Source organism: Staphylococcus simulans (assembly GCF_003043455.1).
GTDB lineage: Bacteria > Bacillota > Bacilli > Staphylococcales > Staphylococcaceae > Staphylococcus > Staphylococcus simulans_A.
In genome coordinates, this window is record NZ_PZGG01000005.1 from 57042 (window position 1) to 76050 (window position 19009).

Sequence of the window (19009 nt, forward strand, 5' to 3'; positions counted from 1 at the left end):
TATGGCAATTCAAGTACTCGTGAATCTATTGCTTGCTATATTTTGGCTGTTCGTCAATGACAGCTACACTCTTAATAACTTTGTATTAGGATATGTTTTCGGGTTATTACTCGTATTCTTAATGCGTAAATTATTACCTGGACGTTTCTATATGGTGACACTCTATTACGTGATTAAATTGATGATTATCTTCTTAGTAGAACTCATCAAAGCGAATATTGATGTAATCCGCATTGTCATCAAACCGAAAATGGATAACGAACCTGCATTCTTTGTTTATGATACAGATTTAAAAGAACCGTGGGAAGTTGTCGTATTAAGTACACTCATCACCCTTACACCAGGGACTATCGTTCTTGGCGTCAGTGATGATAATAAGAAAATCTATATTCATTGTTTAGATTTCAGCACTAAGGAAGAGGAAATTGAAGGTATTAAATCTTCCTTAGAAAAAGCTGTCAGAGAGGTGGGAGAAGCATAATGTTTGCCTATAATGTCGTTATTATAATCGCATTGATTGTCGTTGCACTTTCGATACTCGGTATGTTGGTACGCGTGATTCTCGGCCCTTCTCTTGCCGACAGAGTCGTAGCTTTAGATGCGATAGGTATTCAATTTATGGCGATTGTTGCCTTGTTCAGTATCTTCTTAGATACTAAATACATGATTGTAACTATCCTGTTAATCGGTATCATCGCATTCTTAGGTACAGCTGTCTTCGCGAAATACATGCAGGAAGGTAAGGTGATTGAACATGATCGACACGATAATGATTAGTTTGTCATTATTCTTTGTAGTAGTCGGTGCGATTATCAGTGCCCTTTCTGCCATTGGTCTTTTACGTTTGAAAGATGTTTATGGCCGTGCACATGCTGCAGGTAAAGCAGCAACATTAGGCTCAATGAGTTTATTATTAGGTGTCTTCTTATTCTTTATTGGTCATGATCATTATGTGAACCCTCAATTGATTATTGGGATTTTGTTCATTTTGATCACTGGACCTTTATCTAGTCACTTAATTATCAAAGCATCTTATAAAATTAAAACACCTTACTCACGTTCGACTAAGTTAGACGAAATGAGTGAATTACAAAAAGATAAGCCAAAAGCAGCTGACAAATCTTAAATGATTCAGACGCCGTAAAGTACTGTGACAACAGTATATTACGGCGTCTTTTCTTTTGGTTTCAACTTGTGATGTAAAAAGAAATATGCTATATTAATTAAATCGAAACTATTACGATTTAAGAAGGTGACGCTATGTCTTGGACAATTATCGGCGGTGGCATTCACGCCGTTACCATTGCGATTAAACTCCGCGCTTCAGGTTTAGCAGCTGAAGACTTAATGATTATAGATCCTCATGATTCCCTATGCGAACAATTTGATGATTTCTCTTGCCGTATCGGTATGCCGTTTTTACGTTCTCCACACGTACATCATGTTCACCCTGACCCTTTTCATTTGAAACACTTTGCGAAAACAAATCAATATACAGGTGCCACTTATGGTAAATATCAACGTCCACAGCGTGATATGTTTATGGATCATGTGCATAAAATGCTGCATGAATTCGATTTAAATAGCCGTCATATTAAAGATATCGCTGTCAATATAGACCGCGTTGACGGTCAATGGCAAGTCGACATGAAAGAGCATACTGCTGTTAAAAGTGATTATCTCCTTCTCGCTATCGGCAGCAACAATATTCCGCATATTCCAGATATGTATATCAATCAGCCTGATGTGAAACATATCTTTGATGATGAAACAATCCCTTATCAAGATGCTTCACACGTTATAGGCAGCGGTATTTCAGCAGCTCATTTAACATTAAAATTGATTGAAGAATCAAAAGCTGAAACTGTTCATTTATGGATGAATAAACCGATTGAAGTCTATGATTTTGATGCGGATCCAGGTTGGTTAGGCCCTAAAAACATGACACGCTATCGTGAAATCGATTCATCTAAAGAACGTTTAAATATTATTGCGCAAGAACGTCATAAAGGTTCTATGCCGAAAGAATTATATTTACGTCTTAAGAAGCATGTTCAAGAAGGACAACTTCAAATCCATGTGAATGAAATCCAAGCAGTAAAAAATCATACGATTATCACTGAAAATGAAAGTTATAACTATGACCACATACTGCTTGCGACAGGTTTCAAAAACAACATTATGCAGATGCCTGTCATTCAAAACTTTGTGGAAAATACACAAGCACCTTTAACTGAAACGAAACATCCTGTCTTAAGCGAAAGTTTAGAATGGTTACCGGGCGTATTTGTCTCAGGTGCACTCGCTGATATTGAGCTAGGTCCTTTTGCGAGAAGTTTTGCGGGAGGCAGAGAAGCTGCGAACCGTATTTCAAAAGTATTTATCAATCAAGAAGAGAAAGTCTCTTAATATAAAAAGGTTCCCTAGTTTTTGACATTAGGGAACCTTTCTTTATATTTATTTATCTTTATAATCACGTATCGCATTTTTATATTTCCTTATACTAAAAAAGCAGTAAAGCTACGCTTTTAAAAGTAACTTTACTGCTTAAATATAGTCATCTATTTACGTGATTTCAACATCATCGTTCCACGCATGACGCTGATTAATTTGTCTTGATCATCTACAAGTTTGATATTCCAAACTTGTGTCGAACGTCCTCCATGAATCAATTCCGCAATCGCATATACATAGCCATCTGTAGCTGAACGGATATGATTCGTATTCATTTCAAGTCCTACTGGAATGACCTTATCCGTATCTACCATATGGGCTGCACCAATGGAACAAGCCGTTTCACCGAGCGCCATAGTTGCGCCACCGTGAAGGTAGCCGAAAGGTTGTTTTACTTTATCACTGACAGGCATTTTCATTTTAACGTAACCTGTTTCAACATTTAGAACTTCCATCTCTAATACTTCTAATAAATTCGTCATCCCATTCTCTCCTATCGACTAGATTACTTCTATAATATCATAGCCGCAATCGTACCGAAGATCATTAACGGTATATTATAGAATACGAAGGTTGGAATACAAGTGTCTCTGATATGATCGTGTTGATCATCCACATCAAGTCCTGCAGTTGGACCTAATGTTGAATCACTCGCTGGTGAGCCTGAGTCACCTAAAGCACCCGCTGTACCGATGAGTGCGATTAAAGCCATAGTACTCATTCCAAGTTGTTCACCTAGTGGAATAAACAGTGCAGCGATAATCGGAATTGTGGCGAATGATGAACCGATACCTAATGTAACGATTAAACCAATCACATACATTAAAATAATCGCAATTAGTTTATTATCTCCAGTCATGCTGGCGATACTTTCTACTAAACCTTTAACATCACCTGTCGCATTCATAATTCCTGCGAAACCATTCGCAGTTAAAATAACCACACCAATGTACGCCATGATTTTAATACCTTCTGTAAACTGTTTGTCCAATTCAAACCATTTGAATGAACGAGAAAGGAAGAAGACCATCACACCGGCTAACGCACCGAAAATCATTGATTCAGTAAACGTTTGAACTAAGAATGTCGCTAAAATCGCCACAATTGTTACACCTAAAACATATGGTTTTAATTCTTTAGGCGCATTTTCAATCGCTTTATCTTTTTTATATTCACGTGGTTTTCTGTAATAGAACATACCTAAAGCCAAACCGACGATATATCCTAATGATGGAATCAATAATGATTTCCAGATCATGTCAAATTCAATTTGGTGATGTGCTTTCGTAAATCCAGTTTGAATAATTTGGTGGTAGATTTGACCGAACCCATAAGGAAGTAATAAATATGGGAAGCACAAACCAAAACTGATTACTAAGGCAATTTGACGTCTATCAATATTCAATTCATTAAATAAACTTAATAATGGTGGAATTACAATTGGGATAAACGCAATATGTACAGGAATCAAGTTCTGACTGCTCATACTTAACAATAATAAAGCAACAATTAAAATAACTTTAATCGTAGAGCGAGATACTTTTGTATTCTCTGCTTTGATTAAGTTGATGATTTTTCCTACTAAATAATCTGTAATACCACTATAAGAAATTAAAGCCGCAAAGCCCCCTAATAAAGCATAGCTTAAGGCTACTTCTGCCCCGTCTACGATATTATCAGTAAAGACATGGATGACTTTTTCTACTGACATCCCTGCGACTAATCCGCCAACTAATCCGCTGACGAACAGACTTAAAACAACGTTCAGTCTGAATAAACATAAAACAATCATTAATAAAACTGCGACTACTACTGCGTTAACCATTTGCGTTACCCCTTTACTACATTATCGAACTAAAGTATTATGTTAGTATAATAACAGTCCACTCTAGAGATGTCAATACAACAATATGCATTTCTGTCCATTATAAAATACCCGTCTCAATCTGAACTGAGACAGGTATTTAGCATTAATGGTATTATTGTTGTCTTAACCAATCTACAATACTGTGGATTAAATAACCTGTTGGTCCTTTAGGGCCATTGTAGTCTGATTTAGAAGTCGTTGCTGGACCTGCAATGTCGAAATGCAGATGAGGCGTACCTGCACTGAAATGCATAATAAATGCCGCCGCAAAGAGCGCTTTGCCCATGCCGTTCGTATGATTGACTAAGTCAGCGACTTCACTACGTTTGATGAGACTGCGCTCAGTAGCTGTGACTGGTAATTCATACGTCCATTCACCATTATGTTGTGTCAGTGCTGTGATAGCATCTAACGGTGCGTTATCATTATTTTTAAAGACAGCCGCTTTATCAAAGCCGAGTGCCGCAATCGCAGCTCCAGTAAGTGTCGCAAAGTCTAAAATAACTTTCGGTTCGTGTTGTACTGCTTGGAATACAGCATCGCCTAACACTAAACGACCTTCAGTATCAGTATTTAACACCTCTACCGTTTCACCACTCATAGCTGTAAAGACATCATCTGGTTTCATGGCCGCTTCATTAATCATATTTTCAGCAGACGCAATGATTCCTACGATATTCACAGGTAAAGCTAAACGGTGGGCCGCTTCAATCATTCCTACAACGTTTGCCGCACCACACATATCAAATTTCATCTCTTGCATACCTGGCTTCGATTTAATAGAGTAACCGCCTGAATCATAGGTAATACCTTTACCTACTAGCGCAATCGGCGCTGCATCAGGGTCTTCTGCGCCTTGGTAGGACATTGTGATTAATCGAGGGCCATTTGCGGAACCTTTACCGACAGCGTGGATTAAACCAAATCCTTCAGCTTGTAATGTTTCTGCGTCCTTTACTTCAACTTCTACTGCAGTTTCTGCGAAATGACCTGAAATGAGTTCCGCAAAATACGCAGGTGTTAAAATGTTAGGCGGAATGTTACTTAAATCTCTCGCAATTTTAATTCCTTCTCCGACTACTTCACCATCTTTAATGGCAGTAATTTCATCTGGTTCTGCTTGATGTAGTTTTAATCGTAAATGATATGGCACTTTTTTATCTGATTTATAATTATCAAAAACATATAATGCTTTTTTACCTTGTAAACCGAATAACTCAGCCATTTCATTTTTAGAAATTGTTTTTGACGCAAATGTAGAGAATAACACATCTGCTTCAGTTACATGTTCTGCTTTTAAATACTGAAGTAAGTTTCCGTATATTTTCATTGTTTGAATACGATCTAACTGTTTCAAATTGCCAAGGCCTACCGTAATCAAACGCACTTTAATATCCCCTGTTTCAAAGAAAGTCGAGCTGACTTTGCCCACTTCGCTATGAATCATATGATGGTGCTTATATGTATCTAAAGCATCCGATAAATCATGACCTTGAATTGTGACTGTTTCTAATTGATTCAAGTGATCTGGCAAACCGAGTACTAACGTGTTGCTGATTAATTCATTTTGTTCGTCAAACGTAATTTGTATTGGCATAAATGTCTCCTCCATAAGATACAAAAGAGGTTGGTAAAAGCTGTTTATCAACAGTTTTGCCAACCTCTTAAAGTCTATTTTAGCCGGCTTTGATGTTTATAGCCGTATTATCATATTAGGTTAATATTAGAATTTACCTTTTTTGAATGCTAAGCCGATACCGCCAAGTTTGAAGATTGAACGTGTATCGATAACTTTTTTCATGAATGCTGCTTTTTTACCTACGATATTTTTACCGTAAACAACACCAATACCGTCATTAGCGCCTAATGAGCAAACTGTACCACGGTTTACGTAGTTGAATGGCTCTTTAGGTTGACCATGTAAGATATTTTTGATGTTTTGAGCAACGTTTTCACCTTGTTGCATTGCGATTTGTGCAGTTGTTGGTAATGGACGTTCTTCGCCTTCAGGAATGTAAGCTGATACGTCACCGATTACGAATGTTTCGCTATAACCTGGTGCAGTTAAGTCTTGGTTTACGACTAAACGACCACGTTTAACGCCATCGAATGAGTCTTCCATTAATTTGCTTCCGCGTACACCAGCAGCCCATACTGAAGTGTTCGCTTCTAATTGTTCTTCTTTGTCGCCGACTTTAACTACGAAACCTTTTTCGTTTGCGCCAACAATCGGAGTACCGATTTTGAACTCAACGCCGCGTTCTTCTAAGTAGTTCACAGCGTGGTTAACTAATTCGTCGTCGAACATTGGAAGCATTTTAGGTGCTGCTTCAACACAAGTGATTTTAACTTTGTCACGGTCTACGCCGTATTTGTTTGATAATTCATCAACACGTTCAGTTAATTCACCTAAGAATTCGATACCAGTGAAGCCTGCGCCACCTACTAAGAATGCAAGATCTTTAGGATCTTTTTCTTTTGAAGATGCATAGTTCGCAAATTTATCTTCGATATGACGAGATAATTCACGTGCAGTGTGGATATTTTCGATTTGGTAAGCATGTTCTAACATACCTTTGATACCGAATGTTTCACTGATGAATCCTAAACCAACCACTAAGATGTCATAGTTGAAACGACCATTGTTTGTTTCTACTACTTTAGCTTGTGGATCGATTTTTGTTACTTCTGCTTTAAGGAATTTCACTTTATCTTGCTTGATTACACTTTCGATTGGGAAGATAATATCTTCATAGTTTACAGTACCTGCTGATGCTTCATGTAAAAGTACTGATTCATAGTGATAATCATCTCTATTGATTAAAGTGATGTCAGCTTCGCCAGCTGGTAAAATCTTTTGTAATTTTGTTACAGTTTGCAAACCTGCATAACCTGCCCCTAAAACAATAACTTTTTTTGTTTCAGCCATTTTATTCACCTATGCTTTCTTAAAATTTTTGTTAGTATACGCTATCTTAATATATACCCCATTTGATTGAAAAAATGTCAAAATAAAGACAAATGCCATTCCTCTTAATTCTATAATTAACCAAACACTTTTTCAAGGTAATACTAAGAAAACAACTGATAATTTCAGAATTTACTGATTCTCAAGTACCTTTATTATGGTCATAGTTAGTTGGAATTTTAAAGTAAAAACATTTTACAACTAAAAAAGAGTTGAGGAATCTCCCCAACTCTGAATTGTATAAGTGAAAATTGATTAACAATCTTCAGGTTGTCCAGCTACTTTAGCTGTTCTGAATGAGCTGCCGCAACCGCATGATGCAATCGCATTTGGATTATCGATTTGGAATCCGCCGCCCATTAATGATTGTTTAAAATCAACTGTTGTACCTTCAAGGACTGGTTTATCATATTTGTCGACTAATACTTTAAGACCGTAGAATTCAATAACTTCGTCATTCTCTCCTGGTTCTTGTTCAGCTGACATACCGTAAGTTAAACCTGTGCAACCGCCACCGTTCACTTTAATTTTCAAGTAACCGTCTGGCATATCGTTACTTTCTAACATACTTTTGACTTCATAAGCTGCAGCTTCTGTCAGAATCACTGTAGACATATTATATTCCTCCTTGTAACACGTCTTTCTATTTAATGAAACTTAGAAAATCCAAGTTTCCTCTATATGCTTATAAATATTTTGTAATAAATCGTCTGGTGAATCTCCTTCAACAATATCACCATTCACCAATGCATACAAGCCACTCGAACAGATCCCGCAGTTTTGCAGACAGCCATATTCTAAGACATCTACACCCGGGTCTTGATCCAACTGATTGTATACATAGTCTCCGCCTTTTGCCATGTTTGAAATGCAAAATTCTACAATTGGATTCATAATGCACCTCTTCATATTTTTGAGTCATACAATTATAACATATCTCACTGACTTTCTCTTGGGTTTGAACAGAATTTTTCCATTTAGAACATTGTTTGTCTGAAATGTGAAAAAAGATTATAATAAATGAAAGCGTATTTTTAGTGAAAGCTTCTAAAATGACGTTGGTTACAATTTAACATAGCTATCAGTCATCAAGCAGTGATGCAGCGTTATATAAATCTTGATAAGAGGGGTTATCGGAATGAAGAATTTAGTAATGTTAGGTGGCGGTTACGGTAATATGCGTGTTTTATCGCATATCTTACCAGATGCATTACCAAAGGACTACACTATCACTTTGATTGATCGTATGCCTTATCATGGTTTGAAACCAGAATATTATGCTCTGGCGGCGGGGACCAAATCAGATAAAGATGTACGATTACAGTTTCCGGAGTCTGAGAGACTTAATGTCGTTTACGGAGAAATCTCAGCGATTGATTTAGATGATCAAATCATTTCTGTCGGTGACACCAAAGTAGATTATGATGAACTTATTATCGGACTTGGGTGCGAAGATAAGTATCATAATGTACCTGGTGCTGAAGAACATACTTACAGTATTCAAACGTTATCTAAATCTCGTAAAACATACCACACAATCAACGAATTGCAAGCGGGGGCAAAAGTCGCAATTGTGGGTGCTGGACTCAGCGGTATTGAACTCGCAAGTGAGTTGCGTGAAAGCCGTTCAGATTTAGATATTAAACTTTATGATCGCGGAGAACGTATTTTGGCACGTTTCCCTGAAAAGTTAAGCCGTTTTATTGAAAAATGGTTCTATAAACATAATGTGACTGTTGTACCAAATTCAAACATCAACAAAGTAGAACCAGGTGTCATCTATAACCATGATGAACCTGAAGAAGTAGACCTAGTAGTATGGACTGCAGGAATTCAACCTGTTTCAGTTGTACGTAACCTGCCTGTAGATGTGAATAAAAACGGTGCAGTGATTATTAACCAATATCACCAAGTACCGACTTATCGTAATGTATATGTGGTTGGCGATTGCGCAAACTTACCACATGCGCCAAGTGCACAACTTGCGGAAGTTCAAGGTGATCAAATTGCCGATGTGTTGAAGAAACAATGGCAAGGTGAAACGTTACCTGATAAGATGCCTGAACTTAAAGTACAAGGTTTCCTAGGGTCACTTGGAGACAAACAAGGTTTCGCTTACGTGATGGATTGTCCGTTAACCGGGCGCATTGCCTCTATCTTGAAATCAGGCGTATTATGGTTATACAAATACCACAACGGTTAAGAAAAATAATTAATAATAAATAAACGCTCAAGTACTGAAGTTAATGTACTTGAGCGTTTTCAAACTAAAACAAGCCCTCTTTTTGTTTTAGCTGTTGATTCTATTGTGCTACAAAATGTTCATCAATGAATCTTGTGATTGGTTTCAATTGTACATAACCATCCGCTACATACATATCATTCATTGTGACTAATGGATAAAATAATTCATCATTTTCAATTTGCTCGATAAATTGTTGATCGTGATCTGTTAAATTCTCAGTATCTTTTTCAAAATCAATATATGTGTATTCAAAGTTGATATCAGGATATTTACGTTCTAACAAAGCTTTCAGCCAATCATACGTGTCTTGAGATGTCGGCGCATTCACACAACTTGCACATACTACATCTGCCCCATAAACTACTACGCTAACTTTAGTCATTTGGTTCCCCTCCATAGATTTTTTTCTCTAAGTCTATTATAATAAATAAACAAGCAAAATATGAAATTATATACTTGGAAGGAGATATATCCATGCCAACTGAAAATACAACAATGTTTGATCAAGTCGCAGTAGTTATCGAGCGTTTACGTCCATTCTTATTAAGAGATGGCGGAGATTGCACATTAATCGATGTAGAAGACGGTATTGTTAAATTACAATTACACGGCGCATGCAACACATGCCCAAGTTCTACTATCACATTAAAAGCAGGTATCGAGCGTGCGTTGCTTGAAGAAGTACCTGGTGTCGTTGAAGTAGAACAAGTCTTCTAATCAACTTTAATAAATTTTCTTACGAGGTAAGCACAGTCTGTTTTGACAGCTGTGCTTCTTTTTTATTTTGTATGCGCTAAAATGATATGACTTAAACACTCAGCTGCCCCTTGTTTACCTACTAAATCATCATAATATTTTCTGAATCTATCATCTGTCGTGTAGAGTTCAGCCATGGCTTGATGATAACCTTTGCTATATTGGCCACTCATCAATTTTAACCATTGACGATGTGCTTTAAAAACCTCTTTAGCTTCATTACTATTCAAATCAGTCTGCTTATCTTCTAATAATTGGTTCAACTTTTCTTTCATAATTTGTTCTTGTTGTTGTGCTTGTTCATATTCCAATTCTGAAAGATGGTCAAAGTGATGTTCTGCTTTCTCTAATGCTTCTCCTCCATAACGTTCAATCACTTCTTCTCCGTATTGTTCACGATTTTCATTCATTTTCTTTTGTTTAAAAACCTCAAATTTCTCTTTATCTGGCATTTCCGCTTCCTCCTGTTCTATTTTATTTATCCAATCTATTAAAGACTGAATTTCCTGTTGTTTCTCTAGCAACTGAATTTTTTGTTCCGCTAAAAGTTGATGTGTATTTGTAGTTTCATTTAGCAACTGCTGAATCTCTGCTAACGGAATATCTAATCGTCTTAACAACATAATCATTGATAATGTATCTAAATCCTCCGATCGATACACGCGGTAATCATTCTCTTTTAATCGATGTGCTTTAAATAAACCGATGTCATCATAATAACGTAACGTTCTTTTGCTTAAACCTGTTAATTCAGCCAACTCATTCACTGTATACTGCATGCTTATCACCTCCTGATACTCACTATAAGGGTTGACGTAACGTGAGGGTCAATTTATTTTCTATAGTTTTTCACATCTTAATAATAATCACAATTTGAATATACTAAAAAACGCAAATGATATTCACATACCATTTGCGTTTTGATTCATTATTTTTCTTTCATGTGTTGTGCGATACGCTCGTCGATGTAGACCCAGCCTTTCCAGCCGATGTGGACTGCATCTGTGATGACATAAGGCTCATAGTCCTTATCAGTCAAATCATAAATTTGGCCACCATTTTCAGTAACGACACGGTTGATTTTTTCATAAACAGGTTTACGTTTTTCTAAATCAACACCGATGTGATCATACCATTTCCCATTTGCGGGAATACTGATATATTCAACATCTGCTCCTGCTTCTCTCATTGTATCTACAAGTAATTTCAAATCATTAAATTCCGGAGAATTGATATTAAATTCATAGTCACGTTTAACACGACGTTTATTCGCTTGAATTAATTTCCAATACTTATCACGGATATGATATTCGTTCGATTGAGAATGTGCTTCACCATATTGTGTAGCGACATCTCTCATTTCTGACCATGATGCTTTTTCACTTGTTACAGGTTTTACATGCTCTAAAGGAACATCTTTAAAATTAGCTAAACTCTTAATTGCTTCAATTTTAACTAATTGGTTTTCTTTAAAATTAGAAATATAATTGCCATCCGTTTTGCCATTATGCTTCACTGTTGCTTTTAAAAAGTCTTTATTGTGGACGTGTTTGAATTGCAGCAATCGTTTTGCATAGCGTTGTTTCAGTTCATCACTCATATTTTTTTGGTGGAACAATTGATTGATTTGGTTTTGAGAAACTCGTGCATCAAAGTTTTGATTGGTTAAACCATGGTTTGTGAACCATTGCGGTGAAATAATGAAAGCAATTTTCTTTCCTTTTAATTCATCATAATTTGATGCAAGTTCAATACCATTGACTAAATCTGTATTCCCACCTGTACCGATTAAGAAAGGTTTACGTGATGCATTGTGTGAATTTAATGCAATCGCCGGATTGAATGGATCATCTTTCTCTAACTCACTTGAACCATAAATCGGGTAAAATTCATCATTGTGTTTGAATAAACGCTGTTGTATTAAAGTTCCTTTTAATACTTGGTCAGTCAATGATACACGATTTTCAGCAAGTGTCTTTTGATTAACGAGTCCTGTAAACCAGCTCGCTGGCAGCAATACAAAGATAATAAAAATGGCACCGCTGATTAATATCGGCAAGAACGGCTTTATTTTTGAACTCATCTAAGTTCTTCTAAAGCTTCAACAATTTTATTAGGAGTCGCCCACTCATCACGATCAAAGTCCATAATTGAAACTTCGATACCTAATTTGTTTTGAATTTCTAATAGTAAGCCTACTGTTTGGAATGAATCGATAATACCTTCTTCGAAAATTTCAACGTCTGGATTTTCTTTAACGATATCGTTCTCTGCTACTTCTGCTAATAAGTCTAAAACTTGTTCTCTAAATTCCATAATATTATTAAATCTCCTTTATTAAATCAATTTACCTGAAAAGATTAAGAATCCGAATGTGACAAAGTGGAAAGTGATAATAACACTTAGTGCTGTTGTGAACTTGTTATTAAAGCGTGGCGGATGTGTCTTACGCCAACGTTCATAATAACCATAACCAATAAAGCCTGCCGCATGGTATAAACCATAAACAATGTAATAAATTTCGATGCCATGCCAGATACCCATGATAAAGAAGTTGATAAAGAACGCGACATTCGACATAGCGAATTGACTCTTTAATAATTTCTTTTTAGACATGTAGAAGAGCGATCTCATATAAATACAATCACGGAACCAGAATGATAAAGTCATATGCCATCTATTCCAGAAATCTTTAATATTCTTCGCTTTGAACGGCTGGTTAAAGTTCGGCGGTGTTTTGATACCGTAAATGTAACTAAAAGCAATTGCGAATAAACTATAACCTGCAAAGTCAAAGAATAAATACATGCTGTAAGCGTACATATATAGCCAATAGTTTGTGAAACCGTGCAAGTGCATTTGTAATGGCATCACACCGTATTGATTCACAAAATACGCGATAATATATTTATATAAGAACCCTAGCATAATCATATGCACTGCTTTTAAGATTAAACCACGGTATTCATCTTTAGTCGGTACTTTTTTATCATCTTTTACAAATCGTTTATAGCGGTCAATCGGTCCAGATGAAATCGTTGGGAAGAATGAAATGAATTGGAAAACTTTCCCCCACTTGATTTCTTTAATTGAACCGTCACGAATTTCCATAATCAACTGTACACTTTTAAAGGTAACATAAGAAATACCTAAAAAGCCGACAAATTGGATTAATTTGTGTTCGTGGAATTGAATTTGCTGACCACCAAGCCAAGTGCTCGTCAATACTTTAACGATGGCTAATGGCAAAATTGATAAAGCCATCACGATAAAGAACTTTAAGAAGGTGTTCTTCTTAGGTCGCGAATGGTAATACCACATAATTAAAAGTGCTTGCCAAACCACATATATTATAAAGCTAATCAGTTGGATACTTAAATATTTCTGCCCGAACAAGTTCAACTTATCGGAAGAAAAGATAATCACAACCATGATTGCTGTACTGATACCATTATAAATATAGCTTCGCTTACCTAAGAAACCTAAGATAATAACAGGTATAAGGATAATAAATGCAATCAGGAAGAAACTAAACGTACCATAAGGAATCATGAATTCAGTTCCTCAGCAATTTGTTTACGGTCTATTTTACCGTTGTTTGTTAATGGTAATTGATCCATCCATACAAATTTTCTTGGAATCATGTATTCGGGTAAGCTGGATTTCAATTGTTGTTTAAGATCATGCGAATACTGCGCATTGTCTTCCACTGTTTGTGTCGGTACGACTGCGCCGATTAATTGAACGACTTTGCCGTTTTTATAAATCGGTACTACAACCGCTTCTCTCACTAAATCTGACTGTCTTAACAATGCTTCTATTTCTTCAAGTTCCATACGATAACCATTCATTTTAATTTGGAAATCGATACGTCCTTGGATGAACCATTGATCATCTTCAAATTTTGCTTTATCTCCTGAACGATAGACACGTACGCCATCGACTTTACTGAAGACTTCTTTTGATTTTTCTTCGTTTTTTAAATAACCTGCGCTGACACTGTTGCCTGCAATCAGCAATTCACCTTCCTCTGTTGTAGAAAGTGTTGTGCCAGGGCGTGCTTGGCCGACTGGAAGCGGATTGAAACGTTCTAAAATTTCTGGTGTAATCTGTACACTTGTAACTGCTACTGTTGCTTCTGTCGGACCATACGTATTATAGACCACTGCAGAAGGAAAACGTGTAAGCAAAGCTTGTGCCGTACGATGCGGCAGAATTTCTCCACAGAAGAAGAATTCTTTCAAGCTAGGATATTGATTTTCATCTAAAGTAGGTAACAATAAGCACATTTCGATAAATGACGGTGTTGAAACCCAAACATTGATTGGTGTCGCTTGCAACATATCATTCAGCAACTTAGGTTTTTTAATCATGTCTTTATCTACTAAATTCAACGTACCACCAGTAACTAGACATGGATAAATCGCCATTACAGATAAATCAAACGAAAACGGCGCTTGGTTCAACCATTCAAGATTTTCACCGAATTGATTCAAGCCCTTCATCCATTCGGCAAACTCAATTAAACTTGCATATTCGATTTGAACACCTTTTGGCTCACCTGTTGAACCTGAAGTGAAGATAGTATAAACCACATCTTCATCTTGCATACGTGGTTCAAATGATGCTTTTGAAGCTGATTCTAAAGCTTCTATAGTTAAGACTTTGCCATGCTCAAATGTTAAAGCTTGTTCTGATACATCAAAAATAAATTCAGGTTGTGTTTTTTCAACAATCATTGCGGTACGATCTTCAGGCACTGAAGTGTCAATCGGTACATAACCGCATCCTGCTTTAATACCAGCCATCATCCCTACGATCATATAAGGTGACATATGGCCGTATAACACAACAGGTTTTTGACTTTCTTTGATAAGTGACGCTAACTGGTCAGACTTCTCATCTAATTGTTGATACGTTAAAGTATCATCAATATGTTTTACCGCTACTGTATCGGGTTGTTTATCTGCAATACGTCTTAATACACTAATAATATCTGTCATAACTATACTCCTTTAATTAGAATTCATTGTATATAAAGTTATTGTGTGTGTCTCCTGAGCCGTATATCAAATACAATGTAATAAATATCGCTAAATAAAGAGCAGTCAATAAATATGGTTTTAATTTATTAAATGTTTCTGAAGTGCTTTTTTGTTCTTTGGATTTCATCTTACACCCCTCTATCTTGGTCATCTTTTTCTCTTTTTTGCGACTCAATGCTTCCTGTTGAATGTCTTCTCCAATTCAACAAAATTATAATTCATTATAATCTTTTTCTCATGTATTTTCAATTGTATATTGTAAAAACCATACAATCTTTTTCATTTGTTCATAATTACCACAGACCAAATTTGGAGTTCTGTACTAATGCGCTTTAAGCCATTTTTATATCTATTAAATGCACTAATATTTTAGCATTTACAGTTTACTTCTCTTCGTTGAGAATTACAATATTTACAATCCTAACAAAATTGTAATGCTTTTTATCAGCTTGTCACATCCGCCCTCAGCCCTATCAGAAATTTAAAGTCTAAAATAGAAAAAATGCAGCGTTACACACTGTTCGTATGTACACTGCATTCTTTTTCTGCTTATTATTTATCAGTAACTGGAGTAATCGCGGGTTGACCTTGCAATACTGATTTCACATTATTAATAGATAGTTGAATCATTCTATCACGTGTTACCACTGTCGCACTACCGATATGTGGTAATGCTGTAACGTTTGGTAATTGTAATAACGGATGATCTGCACGGATTGGTTCTTCTCTGAATACATCTAAACCTGCACCGCCGATTTCACCATCTTTCAATGCTTGCAGCAAGTCATCTTCAACGACCGTTGCACCACGCCCGATATTAATAAAGATTGCGTCATTACGCATTTTCTTAAAGGCTGCCGCATTAAATTTATCTTTTGTTTCCTCTGTTAAAGGTGCTGTACATACGACAAAGTCACTGTTTTCTAACAGTTCATCAAATGAGACATAGAGTACACCTAATTCTTTTTCAGCTCTGCGGTGACGACTGCGGTTGTGATACATTACATTCGCTTCAAAACCTTTTAAGCGACGTGCAAAGGCTTTACCGATATCGCCCATACCGAAGATACCTACATTGGAGCCATGCACATCTTTACCTGCAAGCAAGTATGGTCCCCAGCTTTTCCACTCGTCATCTTTAATATACTTTTCAGCTTCTACAATTCTGCGTGCTGTCGCAAGCATTAACGTAAAGCCAAGCTCTGCAGTAGTTTCAGTTAAGACACCCGGTGTATTCGTTACCGTTACACCATGTTCTTCTGCTAAAGCAATATTGATGTTGTCATAGCCGACAGCCATATTCGCAACGATTTTTAAATTAGGTGCTGCTTCTAATGTTTCTTCATCAATTCTTTCACTTAATGTGATAAATGCTGCTTCTGCATCTTTGATTTCTTCTAGGAATTTTTCGCGCGGCATCGGAACGAATTCTTCATCCCACATTTTCACATCCGCAAATTCTTCTAATTGTTGGATAAATTTATCTGGTACTTTACGTGTCACTAACACTTTGGTCATCGTAACACCTACCCTTCTAAGTCTTTGATTACCTCATTCAAGTCTTTGAATGTGTAAGTTGGTTGTTGATCTTTTTCTGCTAATTCTTCTTTACTTGTTACACCTGTTTGTACATGAATCGTATCAATACCTGCATTGATGCCTGACATAATATCAGTTTCATATAAATCGCCGACCATCGCGACATCTTCTTTAGGCAAATTGATTACATCCATTGCCATATCCATAATAATCGGCTGTGGTTTACCGATAAACGTCGGCTGTACTTTGGTAGATGTTGTAATCACACTTGTGATTGCGCCATTGCCTGGTAAGAAGCCACGTTCATTCGGAATAGAAATATCTTGGTTTGTCGAAATAAACTTCGCACCATGACGCACACCGAGTGTACCTTGTGAAAGTTTGTCATAATCGACTTTAGTATCTAAACCGACGACTACGTAATCCACATGCGTATCATCTATCAACGTTAAACCTTGATTTAATAATGCTTGACGGATGCCGCCTTCACCAATAACGTAAATAGAAGCATGCGCATTCTCTTGTTTAATATAATGTGCGGTTGCTAAAGCAGATGTGACAACTTCTTCTGGTTTCGCTTCAATACCGAATCCAGCCAGTTTCTTCACAACATCTTCTGGTACTTTTGTAGAGTTGTTTGTCACATACAAGTGTGGAATTTCATGTTGGTTTAAATAGTCAATGAATTGCTTAGCGCCATCGATTTCATCAGCGCCTTTATACATTGTGCCATCTAAGTCAATCAGATAACCTTTGTATTGTTTCATTTATTTCTGGTCTCCTTTTCCAAATGCTGTAACGGGTACATTTTCATTGTTTAAGAAATTGATGACTTCATCAATAAAACGTTCGTAGTCTTTGAGTGAATCATCAAATAAAGGGATTAAATCTTTTGTATCTAATTGATCATATTGATGTACAAATCGTTTACGTACATCTACGGTTTGGTTGATACCTTGTTGTGTTTCTTTAGAAATCACGCCTTCTAATTCTAGAATATCGATGACATCTTTATAATTGCCTGGATCTCTTAAAACAAAACCATCAATGACCATATTTCCGATATCTACGGAAGATTCAATCAGCATTTGTGCAATTCTTTCAAATGCATAATGATTCTCTTTATTTTCTGAATAATCTTCTGTTAACTTTCGTAAGTAATTCAGCTTATACGTCAATTTATCTTTATCAACAAAATACATGTTATTCAACTCCTCATCTCCTCAATCATATCACATCTTTGCAGTACAATTCATTTCTGTTTATACTTGAGAAAAGAGAATGTACAAAGGAGTCAATGAAATCATGATAGAGATGTTTTTATACGATGATAACGAAGAAGCTGATGTACAATATGTTGGAATGGTCGGAGAAGAAAGTCGTTATGATTTAATGATGTTCCAAACCAATCGCCATTATGGAAAAGTACTTGTATTAAACATGCAGACAAACAAATTTGGAATTATTGGACCAGACGACCTAGCAGAAGATGGTTATATTGCTTATACATTAGGTGTCAGTGAAGCAGAGGGTGAAGAACTGACAGCATATTTAAAAGATGTCATTCCAAGTGGCACATTTGACAGCGGAGAGTACTAAAACACTTTCTTTAAATATTTAGAAGAAAATACAAAAATAGAGATTAAGCTAACATACTCGCTTAATCTCTATTTTTTATTTTATTAAACATATCCCCTCTCTCTCATCATACATAAGAAATTTTATTGGACCTCATGATTTCTCTTCAAGTTTTATAATACTTTCAAAGATTTCCAATAGTTGTGACTCATTCTTCGATAAGGAAAGCTTGTGCAATAATTCAGCATATCTATTACTTGTATTTTCAAATGTAAAAAAGACAGAGTACTCTTCATCTAAAGCGTTAATAATCTTTTCAAGTGTATTCACCTGAATATTTGCTGCTTTACCTCTTTCAATCCTTCCTAAAAAAGAAGTATCTACACCGATTTTTTCAGCTAACTGTTCTTGCGTCATATTTTTAGCGCGTCTTAACTCTTTGATTCTATTTGCGATTTCATACTCTAACTTCATGTTATGACTAATCTCCTTTTTCTATTTAATAACAGATTAGCGGTAATCACTTCATTATTTTAGTACACATAAGTCCTTAAATG

General features: G+C 36.2%; 24 protein-coding genes. 7 read left to right on the top strand and 17 right to left on the bottom strand.

All coding sequences use genetic code 11. From position 1 onward, the window contains the following. Nucleotide 1: 1 nt before the first annotated feature. The 4 genes from BU038_RS01770 to BU038_RS01785 all read left to right on the top strand — a co-directional run bounded on the left by BU038_RS01770 (nt 2) and on the right by BU038_RS01785 (nt 2409). Complete coding sequence (locus tag BU038_RS01770; RefSeq protein WP_107604535.1) at nt 2–481, top strand: Na+/H+ antiporter subunit E; 480 nt, start codon at nt 2–4, stop codon at nt 479–481. Beyond that, nucleotides 481–777 (top strand): Na(+)/H(+) antiporter subunit F1, encoded by a 297-nt coding sequence (locus tag BU038_RS01775; RefSeq protein ID WP_107604536.1) that lies wholly within the window; start codon nt 481–483, stop codon nt 775–777. Before BU038_RS01770 ends, BU038_RS01775 begins: the two co-directional genes overlap by 1 nt. Next, on the top strand, nt 755–1126 hold the full coding sequence (locus tag BU038_RS01780; protein WP_107604537.1) for a Na+/H+ antiporter subunit G1: 372 nt from the start codon (nt 755–757) through the stop codon (nt 1124–1126). The genes BU038_RS01775 and BU038_RS01780 overlap by 23 nt, the downstream gene beginning before the upstream one ends. Before the next feature lie 134 nt (nt 1127–1260). Then, complete coding sequence (locus BU038_RS01785; protein WP_107604538.1) at nt 1261–2409, top strand: NAD(P)-binding domain-containing protein; 1149 nt, start codon at nt 1261–1263, stop codon at nt 2407–2409. A 152-nt stretch (nt 2410–2561) separates the two neighbouring features. Here BU038_RS01785 and BU038_RS01790 read toward each other — a convergent pair whose 3' ends face one another. The 6 genes from BU038_RS01790 to BU038_RS01815 all read right to left on the bottom strand — a co-directional run bounded on the left by BU038_RS01790 (nt 2562) and on the right by BU038_RS01815 (nt 8183). After that, on the bottom strand, nt 2562–2936 hold the full coding sequence (locus tag BU038_RS01790; RefSeq protein WP_107604539.1) for a PaaI family thioesterase: 375 nt from the start codon (nt 2934–2936) through the stop codon (nt 2562–2564). Nucleotides 2937–2965: 29 nt separating this feature from the next. After that, the gene (locus tag BU038_RS01795; RefSeq protein ID WP_107604540.1) at nt 2966–4279 is read right to left on the bottom strand and encodes a Na+/H+ antiporter family protein; all 1314 of its coding nucleotides are present in this window, start codon (nt 4277–4279) and stop codon (nt 2966–2968) included. Nucleotides 4280–4433: 154 nt separating this feature from the next. After that, complete coding sequence (locus BU038_RS01800) at nt 4434–5918, bottom strand: leucyl aminopeptidase family protein (RefSeq protein ID WP_107604541.1); 1485 nt, start codon at nt 5916–5918, stop codon at nt 4434–4436. Nucleotides 5919–6044: 126 nt separating this feature from the next. After that, entirely contained in the window at nt 6045–7250 is a 1206-nt protein-coding gene (locus BU038_RS01805) for an NAD(P)/FAD-dependent oxidoreductase (protein ID WP_107604542.1), read from the bottom strand. Between the two features lie 294 nt (nt 7251–7544). Then, nucleotides 7545–7904 carry a HesB/IscA family protein gene (locus BU038_RS01810; RefSeq protein ID WP_107604543.1) on the bottom strand — a complete coding sequence of 120 codons (360 nt, stop codon included), beginning with the start codon at nt 7902–7904 and terminating at the stop codon, nt 7545–7547. A 42-nt stretch (nt 7905–7946) separates the two neighbouring features. Continuing rightward, complete coding sequence (locus tag BU038_RS01815) at nt 7947–8183, bottom strand: YuzB family protein (RefSeq protein ID WP_107604544.1); 237 nt, start codon at nt 8181–8183, stop codon at nt 7947–7949. A gap of 244 nt (nt 8184–8427) precedes the next feature. Between BU038_RS01815 and BU038_RS01820 the strand changes: the two genes are divergently transcribed. Continuing rightward, the gene (locus BU038_RS01820) at nt 8428–9492 is read left to right on the top strand and encodes an NAD(P)/FAD-dependent oxidoreductase (protein WP_107604545.1); all 1065 of its coding nucleotides are present in this window, start codon (nt 8428–8430) and stop codon (nt 9490–9492) included. Between the two features lie 100 nt (nt 9493–9592). Here the strand turns inward: BU038_RS01820 and BU038_RS01825 are convergent, their stop codons facing one another. Further along, nucleotides 9593–9916: a YuzD family protein gene (locus BU038_RS01825; RefSeq protein ID WP_002481636.1), complete on the bottom strand. Its 324-nt coding sequence runs from the start codon at nt 9914–9916 to the stop codon at nt 9593–9595. Between the two features lie 92 nt (nt 9917–10008). Between BU038_RS01825 and BU038_RS01830 the strand changes: the two genes are divergently transcribed. Next, nucleotides 10009–10251 carry a NifU family protein gene (locus tag BU038_RS01830; RefSeq protein WP_002481635.1) on the top strand — a complete coding sequence of 81 codons (243 nt, stop codon included), beginning with the start codon at nt 10009–10011 and terminating at the stop codon, nt 10249–10251. A gap of 62 nt (nt 10252–10313) precedes the next feature. Here the strand turns inward: BU038_RS01830 and BU038_RS01835 are convergent, their stop codons facing one another. The 9 genes from BU038_RS01835 to hepT form a co-directional block, all read right to left on the bottom strand. Then, on the bottom strand, nt 10314–11069 hold the full coding sequence (locus BU038_RS01835) for a MerR family transcriptional regulator (RefSeq protein WP_107604546.1): 756 nt from the start codon (nt 11067–11069) through the stop codon (nt 10314–10316). Between the two features lie 149 nt (nt 11070–11218). After that, nucleotides 11219–12373 carry a D-alanyl-lipoteichoic acid biosynthesis protein DltD gene (gene dltD, locus BU038_RS01840; RefSeq protein ID WP_107604547.1) on the bottom strand — a complete coding sequence of 385 codons (1155 nt, stop codon included), beginning with the start codon at nt 12371–12373 and terminating at the stop codon, nt 11219–11221. Then, nucleotides 12370–12606 (bottom strand): D-alanine--poly(phosphoribitol) ligase subunit 2, encoded by a 237-nt coding sequence (gene dltC, locus BU038_RS01845; protein WP_095106356.1) that lies wholly within the window; start codon nt 12604–12606, stop codon nt 12370–12372. Before dltC ends, dltD begins: the two co-directional genes overlap by 4 nt. A gap of 21 nt (nt 12607–12627) precedes the next feature. Then, a complete protein-coding gene (gene dltB / locus BU038_RS01850) occupies nt 12628–13842 on the bottom strand; it encodes a D-alanyl-lipoteichoic acid biosynthesis protein DltB (RefSeq protein WP_107604548.1) in 1215 nt (404 codons plus the stop codon). Further along, complete coding sequence (gene dltA, locus BU038_RS01855; protein WP_107604549.1) at nt 13839–15293, bottom strand: D-alanine--poly(phosphoribitol) ligase subunit DltA; 1455 nt, start codon at nt 15291–15293, stop codon at nt 13839–13841. Before dltA ends, dltB begins: the two co-directional genes overlap by 4 nt. Before the next feature lie 16 nt (nt 15294–15309). Continuing rightward, nucleotides 15310–15462 carry a teichoic acid D-Ala incorporation-associated protein DltX gene (locus tag BU038_RS01860; protein WP_107604555.1) on the bottom strand — a complete coding sequence of 51 codons (153 nt, stop codon included), beginning with the start codon at nt 15460–15462 and terminating at the stop codon, nt 15310–15312. A 425-nt stretch (nt 15463–15887) separates the two neighbouring features. Further along, nucleotides 15888–16853: a 2-hydroxyacid dehydrogenase gene (locus BU038_RS01865; protein WP_107604550.1), complete on the bottom strand. Its 966-nt coding sequence runs from the start codon at nt 16851–16853 to the stop codon at nt 15888–15890. 8 nt (nt 16854–16861) lie between these two features. Continuing rightward, complete coding sequence (locus tag BU038_RS01870; RefSeq protein WP_107604551.1) at nt 16862–17641, bottom strand: TIGR01457 family HAD-type hydrolase; 780 nt, start codon at nt 17639–17641, stop codon at nt 16862–16864. After that, complete coding sequence (gene hepT / locus BU038_RS01875) at nt 17642–18076, bottom strand: type VII toxin-antitoxin system HepT family RNase toxin (RefSeq protein WP_107604552.1); 435 nt, start codon at nt 18074–18076, stop codon at nt 17642–17644. It abuts the gene before it with no gap. A gap of 103 nt (nt 18077–18179) precedes the next feature. On the opposite strand from hepT, the gene BU038_RS01880 reads away from it, so the two are divergent. Next, nucleotides 18180–18473 (top strand): DUF3055 domain-containing protein, encoded by a 294-nt coding sequence (locus tag BU038_RS01880; RefSeq protein WP_002481625.1) that lies wholly within the window; start codon nt 18180–18182, stop codon nt 18471–18473. Nucleotides 18474–18605: 132 nt separating this feature from the next. Here the strand turns inward: BU038_RS01880 and BU038_RS01885 are convergent, their stop codons facing one another. Beyond that, nucleotides 18606–18926 carry a helix-turn-helix domain-containing protein gene (locus BU038_RS01885; RefSeq protein WP_107604553.1) on the bottom strand — a complete coding sequence of 107 codons (321 nt, stop codon included), beginning with the start codon at nt 18924–18926 and terminating at the stop codon, nt 18606–18608. Between the last annotated feature and the right edge of the window lie 83 nt (nt 18927–19009).